Below are 13,785 nucleotides of genomic sequence, written 5' to 3'. Positions count from 1 at the left end.
GAGGGGAGCGGTACGTGGGCGGGACGACTCTGGTGCAGCACGAGACGGCCGTGGCGCGGGCTCCGAAGGAGACCGCCGCCGAACCGCCGCCACCCGCCCCGGCCCCCGAAATCGGCGCGCGCCGGGTGCGGTTGGTCTTCCTCGGACTCATGCTGGCACTGCTGCTCGCAGCGCTGGACCAGATGATCGTCGCCACCGCGCTGCCGAAGATCGTCGGCGAACTGCACGGCCTGGACCGGATGTCCTGGGCGATCACCGCCTATCTGCTCACCTCCACCATCGGCCTGCCTCTGTACGGCAAGCTCGGCGACATCGTCGGCCGCAAGGGCGTCTTCCAGTTCGCGATCCTGGTCTTCGTCGTCGGCTCCGCGGCCGCCGGGCAGGCCCGGAGCATGGACCAGCTGATCGCCTTCCGCGCCGTCCAGGGAGTCGGCGCGGGCGGGCTCATGATCGGCGTGCAGGCGATCATCGCCGACATCGTGCCGCCCCGACAGCGCGGCCGCTACATGGGCCTGATCGGCGCCGCGTTCGGCCTAGCCTCCGTCGCCGGCCCGCTGCTCGGCGGCTACTTCACCGACCACCTCTCCTGGCGCTGGTGCTTCTACATCAACGTCCCCTTCGGGCTGGTCACCCTCGCCGTCGTCGCCGTCGTCCTCAAGCTGCCCAAACCACAGGTCCGCGCCCGCCTCGACGTGCTCGGCGCACTGCTGCTCGCCACGGCCTCCACCTGCCTGGTGCTGCTGACCAGCTGGGGCGGCACCGAGTACGCCTGGGACTCCCGGCAGATCCTCGGCCTCGGCGCCGGCGCCCTCGCCGCCACCGCCCTCTTCCTCGTCGCCGAGCACTTCGCCGCCGAACCCCTCATCCCGCTCCGGCTGTTCAGGGACTCCGTCTTCAACGTCACCGGCCTGGTCGGCCTGGTGATCGGCGTCGCCCTGTTCGGCGCGGCCAGCTATCTGCCGACCTTCCTGCAGATGGTCGACGGGGCGAGTGCCACCGAGTCCGGCCTGCTGATGCTGCCCATGATGGCCGGCATCGTCGGCGCCTCGATCATCGGCGGGCAGCTCATCAGCCACACCGGCCGCTACAGGATCTTCCCCGTCCTCGGCGGCGCCCTCTCCGCCGTCGGCATGTGGCTGCTGTCCCGCCTGGAGACCGACACACCCCGGCTGCACTACAGCATCTGGATGGCGGTCCTCGGCGCCGGCATCGGCCTGGTGATGCCCGTCCTGATCCTCGCCGTGCAGAACTCCGTGCGCCCCGCCGACCTCGGCACCGCCACCAGCGCCAACAACTACTTCCGGCAGATCGGCGGCAGCGTCGGCGCCGCCGTCTTCGGCACCCTCTTCGCCGACCGGCTCACCGACGCCCTGCGCCGTGAACTGCCCCCGCGCGCGGGCGCCGGGCTGCCCGACCCGGAATCCCTCACCCCGCAGCTCGTCCACACGCTGCCACCGGCCCTGCGCGACGCCTACATCCGCGCCTACGCCGACGCGATGCCCCGGATCTTCCTCTACCTCGTCCCGGTGCTCGTCCTCGGCCTGCTCATCGCCTTCTTCCTCAAGGAGAAACCGCTGGTGTCCCACAACGCCACCGAGACGGAGCCCGCCACCGTGAACACCCCGATCCCACAGGCCCGTTCGCCGCATCCCGCCGGACTCCCGGTGTGCGGCACGGTCCAGCACCCCGACGGGACCCTGGTGCCCCGCGCCGCGCTCACCCTCATCGACGTCGCCGGCCGGCAGATCGGGCGGGGCGCGAGCGGCGAGGACGGACGGTACGCGCTCGCCACCCCCGGCTCCGGCTCGTACGTGCTGATCGCCGCCGCGGGCGGCCACCAGCCGCAGGCCGTCTCCGTCACCGTCGGCGAGCGGCCCGTCGAACTCGACGTCGTCCTCGGCGGCGCCGGACGCCTCGCCGGCAGCGTCCTGACCGCCGACGGCAGCCCCGTCCGGGAGGCCACCGTCACCCTCACCAACGTGCACGGCGAGGTCGTCACCGCCACCCGCAGCGGCCGCGAGGGCGGCTACGTCATCACCGAACTGGTCGCCGGCGAGTACACCCTCGCCGCCAGCGCCCCCGCCTTCCGCCCCGCCGCGCTCCCGGTCACCGTCCAGGCCGCCCGGGAGACCCGGCAGGACATCGAACTCGCGGGCGGCGCCGTCCTGAAGGGCACCGTCCGGGCGGGCGGCGGCCGCCCCGTCCAGGACGCGCGCGTCACACTCCTCGACGCAGCCGGCAACGTCGTCGACACCCTCACCACCGGAGCCGACGGAACGTTCCGGTTCGTGGATCTCTCCTCCGGCGAGTACACCGTGATCGCCGCAGGTTACCCGCCGGTCGCCACCGTGCTGCAGGTCGCGGGCGGCGGCCGCACCGAACGCGACCTGCAACTCGGCCACGAGGACTGAGACGGAGCGCCGCAGGGCGCTGAGCTGCGCGCCGGTGCGATCCGGTGAAACCAATTCCAGGATTGCCACACATCGCCACCGGCCACCGCCGTACCGTAGTGGCGGGCGGCACAGATCGTTTGCGAACAGCCGTGGGGAGAGAGGGCCTGGGCCATGGACCGTGGCAGCGAGCGGGACACACCTCCCGGCCGCGGCGCCGGCGACAGCGCTGCAGGCCGGATTCCGCTGGCCGTGGTGGTCGTCGACCGCGGCGGTCTCGTCTCCCACTGGAGCAGCGGCGCGCGCCGCCTTTTCGGCGTGGACAGGGAGGACGCGATCGGGCGTTCCGCCATGGACCTCCTGCCGGTCTCCGGCGCCCTCTCCGACGACCTGCACGGCGACGCGATGCCCGACGCCCACGGCTCCTTCGCGACGTACGACGGGCTCGGCCCCGACCTCGAGGCCTCCCTCGGCGGCCGCACCGACTACCCGACCGCGGGCCGCGCCCGCCTCTTCCCCCACCAGGACGAACCGTCCGGCACCCCGCCGGCCGACGGCACGCGGATCGACGTGCTGTGGTGGGCCTACCCGCTGGTCGGCCCCGGCCCCGCCCGGCTGCTGGTGCTCGCCGCCGACGCCACCCGGCTGCGCGACGAGCGCGGCTACGACGACGAGACCGCCGAACGCATCGCCCCCGGCTTCGCCCGCCACACCGAACTGCCCGCCTCCGCGGAACTGGAGCGCCGGCTCCCCGAGATCCTGCCCAACATGGGCCCCGGACTCAGCAGCCGGATCGTCTCCCAGGTCCTCGAACTCGGCTACCCCGTCCTGGAGTTCAGCCAGTACGACCGGGTGCCCGTCACCCCCTACTGGGGTGTGCCGCGCCGCCCCGGCCGCACCGAGGCCGTCGTACCGCAGCAGCGCACCGCGTCCGTGATCCTCGCCGGCGCCGAGCAGGACCTCGAGTACGCCGCCGTGCGTGAGCGGCTGGAGTTCCTCAATGAGGTCAGCTCCGGCATCGGCACCTCGCTCGACCTCGGTGAGACCATCCGCGAGGTCACCAGCGCCGCCGTGCCCCGCTTCGCGGACTTCGCCGGCACCCATCTGCGCTCGGCGGTCCTGGCGGGCGAGGGTTTCCCGGACGGCCCGCCCGACGCGACCACCGTGATGCACCGCGTCTGGGTCGAGCACAACGACGAACCCGGCCGCTGGGACGACACCGTGCCGGTCGGCGAGACGTTCGCCTTCCCCGAACACACCCCGTTCCACAAGTGCATGGTCACCGGCGAACCGGTCCTCATCCCGAGGGTCACCGAGGAGCTGTCCAACCGCATCTCCGGCGAGTTCGAGAAGCGCGACCTCAGGCCTCTGATCGGCGGCCGCTCCCTGCTCATCGTCCCGCTCAAGGCGCGCAACGTCGTCCTCGGCTTCATGGTGCTCATGCGCCGCCCCGACCGCCCGGCGTTCGACGACATGGACCGCACCACCGGCGCCGAACTCGCCGCCCGCGCAGGCCTCGTGCTCGACAACGCCCGCATGTACACCTACCAGGAGAACGTCGCCGACACCCTCCAGGACAACATGCTGCCGCAGGTGACCCCGCGGATGGCCGGCTGCGACGTGGCGACGCGCTATCTGCCCGGCACCCGGCTCGGCCGGATCGGCGGCGACTGGTTCGACACCGTCAAACTGCCCGGATCGCGCACCGCCCTCGTGGTCGGCGACGTCATGGGTCACGGCCTCAACTCGGCCGCCATGATGGGCCAGTTGCGCACGGCCGTGCAGACCATGGCCGCCATGGAGACCCCGCCGGCCAGGCTCCTGCGCAACCTCGACGACCTGGCCCGGCGCCTCGGCGAGAACTACCTCGCCACCTGTCTGTACGCGGTCTACGACCCGATCCGCGGCGAACTCCACCTCGCCAACGCCGGACACATCCCGCCCGTCCTGGTGCACGCCGAGGACGGCCGCAGCGAACTGCTCGACCTGCCGACCGGCGCCCCCATAGGAGTCGGCGGTGTCGCCTTCGAATCCACCGTCGTCCCCGTCTCACCCGGCGACCGGCTGGTGCTGTGCACCGACGGACTGGTCGAGGTGCGCGGCTCCGACATCGGCGAGGGTCTCGCCGCGCTCTGCGAGTCCGCCGCCCACCCCGCGGCCTCGATGGACGCCGCCTGCGACACCATCATCCGCGCCCTCAACACCCGCGGCGGCCGCAAGGACGACGTCGCCCTGCTCATGGCCCGGCTCAACGGCATCCCCGACGACCACGTCGCCGAATGGCACCTCGAAGCCGACCCGCGCGAGGTGGCACGGGCCCGGCGCCTGGTCCGCGAGCGGCTGGCCGACTGGGGCCTGCCGCAGGCGGTGGAGACGGCGCAGCTGCTGGTCAGCGAGGTCGTCACCAACGCCGTCCAGTACGGCGGAGGCGGTCGGGTGGGACTGCGCGTGGTCCGCACCGACGCCCTGCTGTTCGAAGTCACGGACGACGAACCGGGCCTGCCCGCCATGCTCGGCACCGGGCCCCACGACGAGTCGGGCCGCGGCCTGCGCGTGGTCAGCCGGCTGGCCCGGGAGTGGGGCGCCACCGCAACCGGGCACCGTAAGACCGTCTGGTTCGAACAGGCCCTCACAGGAAGACGCTGAACAGGGGGCGTGCGGCCTGCCTGCGCGCCCCCGCGGGTGACCGGGGTCCACACATCCGGTGAAGGTGACCTCCCGACCCTTGCCCCGCGTACCGCCCTCGCGATATCCCGATCACGGAACCGACCGTGGGGAGAGCGCGATGAACGTCTCGGACAACTACCGCAACGCGTGGGAGAGTTACTGGCGCGAAACCTCCGACGCGACGGGCGAGGCGATCTGGGACTCCGATCCCGCGCTCACCGCCGTGCCGCACAGCGAACTGCTGGTGCCCCACGCGGACACCACACGCACCATCGTGGACCTCGGCTGCGGCAACGGCACCCAGACCCGCTACCTCGCCACCCGGTTCGCCCGCGCCGTCGGCGTCGACCTCTCGCACGCCGCCATCGCACACGCCCGCCGCTCCACCAGCGGCGGCGATGTCGAGTTCCAGCAGCTCGACCTGACCGACACCGACGCCGTACGGGCCCTGCACGACCGGCTCGGCGACAGCAACGTCTACATGCGGGCCGTCATCCACCAGAGCGAACCGGACGCCCGCGCCTCGGTGGCCGCCGCCGTCGCCGAGATCATCGGCAGCGAGGGACGCGCCTTCGTCGTCGAGCTCACCTCCGGCTCGCGGGACGTCCTCAAGCGCGCCTCGGCCGGCCCCGACGGCCCGGGACCCAAGCTGCGCCGCGTCTTCCACCACGGCCTCAAGCCCGCCGACGCCGACGACGAGGAGATCCCGCGCCTGCTCGTCGAGGCCGGCCTGGAGGTCCTCGCCGACGGCGCGACGACCCTGCCGCAGACCGAGTACCTCGCCGACGGCACCCGCATCGACCTGCCGGCGCGCTGGTTCGTACTGACCGGAAAGTGAGCCGGTCCCGGACACCGGATCACGGGGGGGCGGCAGGGCGGGCGGGACACCGCGCCGCCGCCCCGTCGTAGCCTGTCCCTGCCGGGACGCGTAACGTGCGCAGCATGAAGATCCTGATCAGCGCGGACATGGAGGGTGCCACCGGCGTCACCTGGCCGGCCGACGTGCTCCCGGGAACACCGCAGTGGGAGCGGTGCCGGTCGATGTTCACCTCCGACGTGAACGCCGCCGTACTCGGCTTCTTCGACGGCGGCGCCGACCAGGTGCTCGTCAACGAGGCCCACTGGACCATGCGCAACCTGCTCCTGGAGCAACTGGACGAGCGGGTGGAGATGCTCACCGGGCGGCACAAGGCGCTGTCCATGGTGGAGGGCGTACAGCACGGCGACGTGGACGGCATCGCGTTCATCGGCTACCACGCGGGCGCCGGCATGGAGGGCGTCCTCGCCCACACCTACCTCGCGAACCAGATCACCGGGGTGTGGGTGAACGACGTCCGCGCGAGCGAGGGTCTGCTGAACGCGCATGTCGTCGCCGAGTACGGCGTACCGGTCGTCCTCGTCACCGGCGACGACCTGGCCTGCGAGGATGCGCTGGGATACGCCCCCGAGGCGCTGAAGGTCGCGGTCAAGGACCATGTGTCCCGGTATGCGGCGGTCTGTCGCACTCCGGCCCGGACCGCCGCCGACATCCGCGCGGCCGCCGAGGAGGCCGCCGGGCTGGCCGTGCGCCACGAACCGGTACGGGGCGGCCCGTTCACCGTCGCCGTCGAGTTCGACGCCGAGCACCTGGCCATGGCGGCTACCGTCGTCCCGGGCGTCGCCCGCACCGGCGAGCGGAAGGTGGCGTACACCAGCGACACCATGTACGAGGGAATCAGGACCTTCAAGGCGGTCACCACGATCGTCTCGGCCGCGGTGGAGGAGCAGTATGGCTGACCAGCAGGCACTGGACGAGGTGGTCGAGTTCACGTCCGGTCTGATCCGGATCGACACCACCAACCGGGGCGGCGGCGACTGCCAGGAGCGGCCCGCCGCGGAGTACGCGGCCGAGCGCCTGGCCGCAGCGGGCCTGGAGCCCCTGCTGCTGGAGCGGACAGCGGGGCGCACCAACGTCGTCGCCCGGCTCGAGGGCGCCGACCCGTCCGCCGACGCCCTGCTCGTGCACGGCCACCTGGACGTGGTGCCGGCCGAGGCCGCCGACTGGAGCGTGCACCCGTTCTCCGGCGAGATCCGCGACGGCGTCGTGTGGGGCCGCGGCGCCGTCGACATGAAGAACATGGACGCGATGATCCTCGCGGTCGTCCGTTCCTGGGCCCGGCAGGGCATCCGCCCCCGCCGCGATCTCGTCATCGCGTTCACCGCCGACGAGGAGGCCAGCGCGGAGGACGGTTCCGGGTTCCTCGCCGACCGGCATCCGGAGCTGTTCGAGGGGTGCACGGAAGGCATCAGCGAGTCCGGCGCCTTCACCTTCCACGACGGCGCCGGACGGCATATCTACCCGATCGCGGCGGGGGAGCGCGGCACCGGCTGGCTGAAGCTCACCGCACGCGGCCGCGCCGGGCACGGCTCCAAGGTGAACAAGGAGAACGCGGTGACCCGGCTCGCCGCCGCCGTCACGCGGATCGGCGAGTACGAGTGGCCGCTGAGGCTCACCCCGACCGTCCGGGCCGCCCTCACCGACCTCGCCGCCCTCTACGGCATCGACCCGGACTTCTCCGACATGGACCGGCTGCTGGACAAGCTCGGCCCGGCCGCCAAGCTGGTCGAGGCGACCGTACGCAACAGCTCCAACCCGACCATGCTGGACGCCGGCTACAAGCTGAACGTGATCCCCGGGGAGGCGGTCGCCTTCGTGGACGGCCGCTATCTGGCGGGCGGCGAGGACGAGTTCCGCACCACCCTCGACCGGCTCACCGGCCCGGACGTGGACTGGGAGTTCCACCACCGCGAGGTCGCCCTCCAGGCCCCGGTGGACTCGCCGACCTTCGCGAAGATGAGCGCGGCCGTCCAGGAGTTCGCCCCCGAGGGACACGTGGTGCCGTACTGCATGTCCGGCGGCACCGACGCCAAGCAGTTCTCGCGGCTCGGCATCACCGGCTACGGCTTCGCGCCGCTGAAACTCCCCGAGGACCTCGACTACCAGGCGCTGTTCCACGGCGTCGACGAGCGGGTCCCCGTCGAGGCGCTGCACTTCGGCGTCCGGGTCCTCGACCGCTTCCTGCGGACGGCCTAGGCGCATGGCGGACGAGGTGCTGAAGCAGGCGTACGGTTCCTGGCCCTCGCCCATCGACGCGGCGCTGGCCGCCGCGCACGACGGGCAGCCGGAGTGGGTGGGGTTCGTCGGGGACGAGGTCTGGTGGACCGAGCCCCGGCCGGCCGAGGGCGGCCGCCGGGCACTGGTGCGGCGCACCGCCGACGGCGTGGAGGAGTCGGTGCTGCCCGCGCCGTGGAACGTGCGCAGCCGGGTCATCGAGTACGGCGGCCGGCCCTGGACCGGGGCGATGCGGGAGAGCGGACCCCTCGTGGTGTTCACGCACTTCGCCGACCAGCGGCTGTACCGGTGCGAGCCCGGCGGCGAACCACGCCCGCTGACCCCCGTCTCGCCCGTGGGCGGCGGGCTGCGCTGGGCGGAACCCCAGGTGGACCTCGCCCGCGGCGAGGTGTGGTGCGTTCTGGAGGAGTTCACCGGGGACGGCCCGGACGACGTGCGGCGGGTCCTGGCCGCCGTGCCGCTCGACGGCTCGGCCGCCGACGACCGGGCCGCCGTACGCGAACTCACCGACGGCCGGCACCGGTTCGTCACCGGCCCCCGGCTCTCGCCCGACGGCCGCCGGGCCGCCTGGCTCGCCTGGGACCATCCGCGGATGCCGTGGGACGGCACGGAGCTGCTGGTCGGCGAGGTAAGTGACGACGGCACACTGCATACGGTCGACACGGTCGCCGGCGGTCCGGAGGAAGCCGTCGCGCAGGTGGAATGGTCTACAGACGGCCGTCTTCTGTATGCAAGCGACAGCAGCGGCTGGTGGAACCTCTACCGGGACGGCACCCCGCTGTGCCCGCGCGAGGAGGAGTTCGCCGGGCCGCTGTGGAAGCTCGGCCTGCGCTGGTTCGCGCCGCTGGACAACGGACTGATCGCGGTCGTACACGGTCGAGGGTCGACCGTACTCGGGATACTGGATGCAGAATCCGGCGAGCTCGTCGACACCGCCGGACCGTGGACCGAGTTCGCGCCCGCCGTCGCGGCCCACGGCACCAGGGTGGTCGCCGTCGGCGCCGGCGCGCATACCGCATACGAAGTGGTCGAGCTGGACACCAGGAGCGGACGTGCCCGGGCGATCGGCGCCCGGCACCGGGATCCCGTCGACCCCGCGTACTACCCCGAGCCGCAGATCCGCACCTTCACCGGGCCCGGCGGCCGCGAGGTGCACGCCCACGTCTACCCGCCGCACCACCCCGGCCGCACCGCCCCCGACGGCGAGCTGCCGCCGTACGTCATCTGGGCGCACGGCGGACCCACCAGCCGGGTGCCGCTCGTGCTGGACCTGGAGATCGCCTACTTCACCTCGCGCGGCATCGGTGTCGCCGAGGTGAACTACGGCGGCTCCACCGGATACGGCCGTGCCTACCGCGAGCGGCTGCGCGAGCAGTGGGGCGTGGTGGACGTCGAGGACTGCGCGGCCGTCGCCCTCGCCCTCGCCGAGGAGGGCACCGCCGACCGGAGCCGGCTCGCAGTCCGGGGCGGCAGCGCGGGCGGCTGGACCACCGCCGCCTCTCTGACCACGACCGACGTCTACGCCTGCGGCACCATCATCTACCCCGTCCTCGACCTCGCCACCTGGGGCTCCGGGGAGACCCACGACTTCGAGTCGCGGTACCTGGAGTCGCTGGTCGGCCCGCTCGCCGAGGTACCCGCCCGGTACGCCGAGCGCTCGCCCACCGCGCACGCCGACCGGCTCACCGTGCCCTTCCTGCTGCTCCAGGGCCTGGACGACGTGATCTGCCCGCCCGCCCAGTGCGAACGCTTCCTCGCCCGGATCGAGGGCCGCGGCGTGCCGCACGCCTATCTCACCTTCGAGGGGGAGGGACACGGGTTCCGGCGCGCCGAGACCCTGGTCCGCGCCCTGGAGGCCGAGCTGTCCCTGTACGCCCGGGTGTTCGCGCTGGACGCACCCGGTGTCCCGGAGCTGGAGCTGCACACGTGAGAGAACTGGTACGGCCCGCCCGGCTGGCCCCCGGAGCGCGCGTGGCCGTCGTGGCCACCAGCGGCCCGGTGCCCGAGGAACGGCTCCAGGCGGGGCTCGACGTGCTGCGCGGCTGGGACCTCGACCCGGTGGTGGCCCCGCATGTGCTGGACCGGCACGGGGAGTTCGGCTACCTGGCGGGCACGGACGCCGACCGGGCCGCCGACTTCCAGCGCGCCTGGTGCGACCCGGCGGTGGACGCGGTGCTGTGCGCCCGCGGCGGGTACGGCGTGCAGCGGATGATCGACCTGCTCGACTGGGAGGCGATGCGCGCGGCCGGGCCGAAGGTGTTCGTCGGCTTCAGCGACCTCACCGTCCTGCACGAGGCCTTCGCCACCCGCCTCGGACTCGTCACCCTGCACGGGCCCATGGCGGCCGGCATCGACTTCGTCAAGAACGAGCGGGCGCAGCGGCATCTGCGGGCCACGCTCTTCGCGCCGGAGACCGTGCGCACCATCACTTCCGGCGGGACGGCCCTGGTCCCCGGCCGGGCCCGCGGTGTCACCCTCGGCGGCTGCCTGGCCCTTCTCGCCGCCGAACTCGGCACCCCGCACGCCCGCCCCTCGGCGCGCGGCGGACTGCTGTGCCTGGAGGACGTGGGCGAGGAGACGTACCGGCTGGACCGCTACCTCACCCAACTTCTTCGATCGGGCTGGCTGGAGGGCGTGCGCGGGGTGCTGCTCGGCTCCTGGGAGAACTGCGATCCCTACGAACGGGTGCGGCCCATGCTCGCCGACCGTCTCGGTCCGCTCGGCGTCCCCGTCGCCGAGGAGTTCGGGTTCGGGCACTGCGCGGGCGCGTCGACCCTTCCCTTCGGAGTCGCGGCCGAACTCGACGCGGACGCGGGCACATTGACGCTGGACGAGCCCGCCCTGCGCTGAGCCTCGCTACTGAATCTCCGTCAAGAAACCACCCGCACGGTGGTTGACCATGATCTGACACGTGTCACAGCATGACTTCCGGCCGGTATCCGCGTTGCCTCAGTATGGAGGTATCCGTGTCCCGACGCGTGCCCAGATTCCGGGCCCCGCTCGCTCTCGTCCTGGGCGCCGCCCTCGCCGCGCCCCTCGCACCCACCGCTCCCGCTGCCGCGGCCGGCCAGTACAGCGTCACCGCGCTGAAGTTCACCGTCCGGGCCGGCGGTCGCACCTGTACGGTCGACGCCGACCTCTACCGCCCCGCGGGCGTGGACAGATCCCGCCCGGCACCCGCCGTGCTCGCCACGAACGGCTTCGGCGGGAGCAAGTCCGACGGCTCGACCGACGCCATCGGCAAGGCCTTCGCCGAGCGCGGATACGTCTCGCTCGTCTACTCCGGTCTGGGATTCGGCAGGTCCGGCTGCCTCATCTCGCTCGACGACCCCGGTGTCGACGGCACGGCCGCCTCCCGGCTCATCGACTTCCTGGGCGGGAAGCGGGCCGCCGACGACGGCACCGAGGCCGACTTCGTCACCCTCGACTCCGCCGGCGACCCGCGCGTCGGCATGGTCGGCGGTTCCTACGGAGGCGCGATCCAGCTGGCGACGGCTTCCGTCGACCACCGCGTCGACGCGCTCGTGCCCATGGTCACCTGGAACGACCTGGTCTACTCGCTGACCCCGAACAACACCTCCCGGACCGTCCCGGGCGCCTACAAGTGGCAGTGGGCCAACGGCTTCTACCTCACCGGCGAGAGCCAGCCGCTGACCGTGCCCGACCTCGACCCGTCCCGGATCAACTCCCTCGCCTGCCTGCACTTCGTCACCAAGGTCTGCGACACCATCCACACCCTCAACTCCGGCAGCTACCCGGCCCGCGCCACCGCCGAACTGCTCGCCTACGCCCGGAGCGTCTCCCCGGTGTCGTACCTGAGCCGGGTCGAGGCGCCCACCCTGCTGGTGCAGGGGCAGGCCGACACTCTCTTCAACCTCAACGAGGCGACGGCGACGTACAGGACACTCACGTCCCAGGGCACGCCCACGAAGATGATCTGGCAGTCCTGGGGCCACAGCGGCGGCACGACCGACCCGGCCGCCGGCGAACTCGACCTCTCCCCGGGCAGCTTGGAGTCCACGTACGTCGGCAGGCGCATCCTCGCCTGGTTCGACCGCTACCTCCACCGGCGAGGCGACGTCGACACCGGCCCGGCCTTCGCCTACTACCGTGACTGGATCACCGACCCGCACCGTACCTATGCCACCGCCGCCGGCCTTCCCGTCCTCAGCCGGAAGCTCTACCTCTCCGGCGACGGCAAACTCGTGGACAACCGCACGAAGGTGGCCCGCGGCGGCCGCACCTACCGCAACCGGCTCGTCTCCACGAGCCATTCGGAAAGCTCCCTGACCGGGACCGCCGGGCTGCAGGACCCCGTGCCGTACGACACCCCGGGCACGTACCTGGGCTGGACCAGCGAGCCGCTCGCCCGCACCACGGACGTCGTCGGCGCGCCCCGGGCCACCCTGAAGGTCGTCTCGCCGCAGGCCGAGCGGACGCAGAACTCGGGCGACGCCGCCGACAAGCTCGTCCTGTTCGCCAAGGTGTACGACGTCGCGCCCGACGGGACGCAGACGCTCGTGCACCGGCTGGTCGCGCCGGTCCGCGTGCCCGACGTGACCCGGACCTTCACCGTGACCCTGCCGGGCATCGTGCACCGGTACGACAAAGGACACCGGCTGCGGTTCGTGATCGCGGCGAGCGACGACGCGTACTTCGGCAACCGGGGGATCAAGCCGGTCACCGTGGTGAGCGCGCCCGGGGACACCGGGGAACTGGAGCTGCCGGTGCTCGGCGGGTGAGTCACCCGGAGGGCGCCGCCCGCCGTGCGGCCCGGCGCCCTCGGCCCCAGCCTGGTCGCATGAGCCCGAAGACCTCGGACGGCGGCAACGCCACCGGCGGCCGGGGCGGGCTGACGACCCCCGCCCGGATCACCGTGTACGCCCTCGCCCTCCTCGCGCTGATCTTCGTCTTCGAGAACACCGGTGCCACGAGGATCCGGCTGCTGGGTCCCGAGGTCACCATGCCGCTGTGGACGGCCCTGCTCGCCACCGGCCTCATCGGTGCGCTGTGCGGGGCCTACGCCATGAGGCGCCGCGACCGCTGACGCGTACCCTTGCCGGATGCCGCACACCGCCTCCCACTACCTCGCCGAGGGCCCCCGCGTGGGCATCCGCCCCTTCACCCCCGAGGACGGCGCCGAGTTCACGGCCCGGGCCAGACAGAGCAAGGACCTGCACCGGCCGTGGCTGTTCCCGCCGGACACCGACGAGGCCTACGCCGCCTACGCCGAGCCGCTCATCAAGGACCCGGCCCGGGCCGGGTTCCTTGTGTGCGAGAGGGACACCGGGGACATCGCCGGGTTCATCAACATCAACAACATCGTCCGGGGCGGCTTCCAGTGCGGCGCCCTCGGCTACGGCGCCTTCGTGCACGCGGCCGGCCGGGGGCTGATGCGCGAGGGCCTGGAGCTGGTGATCGGATACGCGTTCGGGCCGCTGGGACTGCACCGGCTGGAGATCAACGCCCAGCCCGGCAACGCCGCCTCCGTCGCACTGGCACGGGGCGCCGGCTTCCGCCTGGAGGGCTTCTCGCCGGCCATGATCTTCATCGACGGCGCCTGGCGGGACCACGAACGCTGGGCCCTCACCGCCGAGATGCGCTCCGGCGGCTGAC

Annotated in this window: 10 protein-coding genes; all 10 read left to right on the top strand. The window is 72.6% G+C overall.

Features of this window, described 5'->3' with window-relative positions:
- The first annotated feature begins 14 nt into the window (after positions 1-14).
- The 10 genes from ABZ471_RS00475 (at position 15) to ABZ471_RS00430 (ending at position 13,784) form a co-directional block, all read left to right on the top strand.
- The gene (locus ABZ471_RS00475) at positions 15-2,411 is read left to right on the top strand and encodes an MFS transporter (RefSeq protein WP_359060776.1); all 2,397 of its coding nucleotides are present in this window, start codon (positions 15-17) and stop codon (positions 2,409-2,411) included.
- 153 nt (positions 2,412-2,564) lie between these two features.
- Entirely contained in the window at positions 2,565-5,036 is a 2,472-nt protein-coding gene (locus ABZ471_RS00470) for a SpoIIE family protein phosphatase (protein WP_359060774.1), read from the top strand.
- Positions 5,037-5,175: 139 nt separating this feature from the next.
- On the top strand, positions 5,176-5,895 hold the full coding sequence (locus ABZ471_RS00465; protein WP_359060772.1) for a class I SAM-dependent methyltransferase: 720 nt from the start codon (positions 5,176-5,178) through the stop codon (positions 5,893-5,895).
- 104 nt (positions 5,896-5,999) lie between these two features.
- Entirely contained in the window at positions 6,000-6,833 is an 834-nt protein-coding gene (locus ABZ471_RS00460) for a M55 family metallopeptidase (RefSeq protein ID WP_359060770.1), read from the top strand.
- Complete coding sequence (locus tag ABZ471_RS00455; protein WP_359060768.1) at positions 6,826-8,130, top strand: M20/M25/M40 family metallo-hydrolase; 1,305 nt, start codon at positions 6,826-6,828, stop codon at positions 8,128-8,130. The genes ABZ471_RS00460 and ABZ471_RS00455 overlap by 8 nt, the downstream gene beginning before the upstream one ends.
- 4 nt (positions 8,131-8,134) lie before the next feature.
- Positions 8,135-10,099 (top strand): prolyl oligopeptidase family serine peptidase, encoded by a 1,965-nt coding sequence (locus ABZ471_RS00450; protein WP_359060766.1) that lies wholly within the window; start codon positions 8,135-8,137, stop codon positions 10,097-10,099.
- Entirely contained in the window at positions 10,096-11,019 is a 924-nt protein-coding gene (locus tag ABZ471_RS00445) for an LD-carboxypeptidase (RefSeq protein WP_359060764.1), read from the top strand. Before ABZ471_RS00450 ends, ABZ471_RS00445 begins: the two co-directional genes overlap by 4 nt.
- Before the next feature lie 104 nt (positions 11,020-11,123).
- Positions 11,124-12,911 carry a CocE/NonD family hydrolase gene (locus tag ABZ471_RS00440; RefSeq protein ID WP_359060762.1) on the top strand — a complete coding sequence of 596 codons (1,788 nt, stop codon included), beginning with the start codon at positions 11,124-11,126 and terminating at the stop codon, positions 12,909-12,911.
- Between the two features lie 59 nt (positions 12,912-12,970).
- The gene (locus ABZ471_RS00435; protein ID WP_359060760.1) at positions 12,971-13,216 is read left to right on the top strand and encodes a DUF1049 domain-containing protein; all 246 of its coding nucleotides are present in this window, start codon (positions 12,971-12,973) and stop codon (positions 13,214-13,216) included.
- Between the two features lie 16 nt (positions 13,217-13,232).
- Positions 13,233-13,784 carry a GNAT family N-acetyltransferase gene (locus ABZ471_RS00430; protein ID WP_359060758.1) on the top strand — a complete coding sequence of 184 codons (552 nt, stop codon included), beginning with the start codon at positions 13,233-13,235 and terminating at the stop codon, positions 13,782-13,784.
- The last annotated feature ends 1 nt before the right edge of the window (position 13,785 follow it).

This window comes from Streptomyces sp. NPDC005728 (assembly GCF_040630895.1).
GTDB lineage: Bacteria > Actinomycetota > Actinomycetes > Streptomycetales > Streptomycetaceae > Streptomyces.
Note: the sequence above shows the minus strand (reverse complement) of the source record. Positions and strands in the feature narration are given on the sequence as shown.

What these genes read in the sequence shown, in the direction of transcription:
- ABZ471_RS00470 (WP_359060774.1), top strand. Translation starts at nt 2,565, where the DNA reads ATGGACCGTGGCAGCGAGCGGGACACACCTCCCGGCCGCGGCGCCGGC.
- ABZ471_RS00465 (WP_359060772.1), top strand. Translation starts at nt 5,176, where the DNA reads ATGAACGTCTCGGACAACTACCGCAACGCGTGGGAGAGTTACTGGCGC.
- ABZ471_RS00460 (WP_359060770.1), top strand. Translation starts at nt 6,000, where the DNA reads ATGAAGATCCTGATCAGCGCGGACATGGAGGGTGCCACCGGCGTCACC.
- ABZ471_RS00455 (WP_359060768.1), top strand. Translation starts at nt 6,826, where the DNA reads ATGGCTGACCAGCAGGCACTGGACGAGGTGGTCGAGTTCACGTCCGGT.
- ABZ471_RS00450 (WP_359060766.1), top strand. Translation starts at nt 8,135, where the DNA reads ATGGCGGACGAGGTGCTGAAGCAGGCGTACGGTTCCTGGCCCTCGCCC.
- ABZ471_RS00440 (WP_359060762.1), top strand. Translation starts at nt 11,124, where the DNA reads ATGGAGGTATCCGTGTCCCGACGCGTGCCCAGATTCCGGGCCCCGCTC.
- ABZ471_RS00435 (WP_359060760.1), top strand. Translation starts at nt 12,971, where the DNA reads ATGAGCCCGAAGACCTCGGACGGCGGCAACGCCACCGGCGGCCGGGGC.
- ABZ471_RS00430 (WP_359060758.1), top strand. Translation starts at nt 13,233, where the DNA reads ATGCCGCACACCGCCTCCCACTACCTCGCCGAGGGCCCCCGCGTGGGC.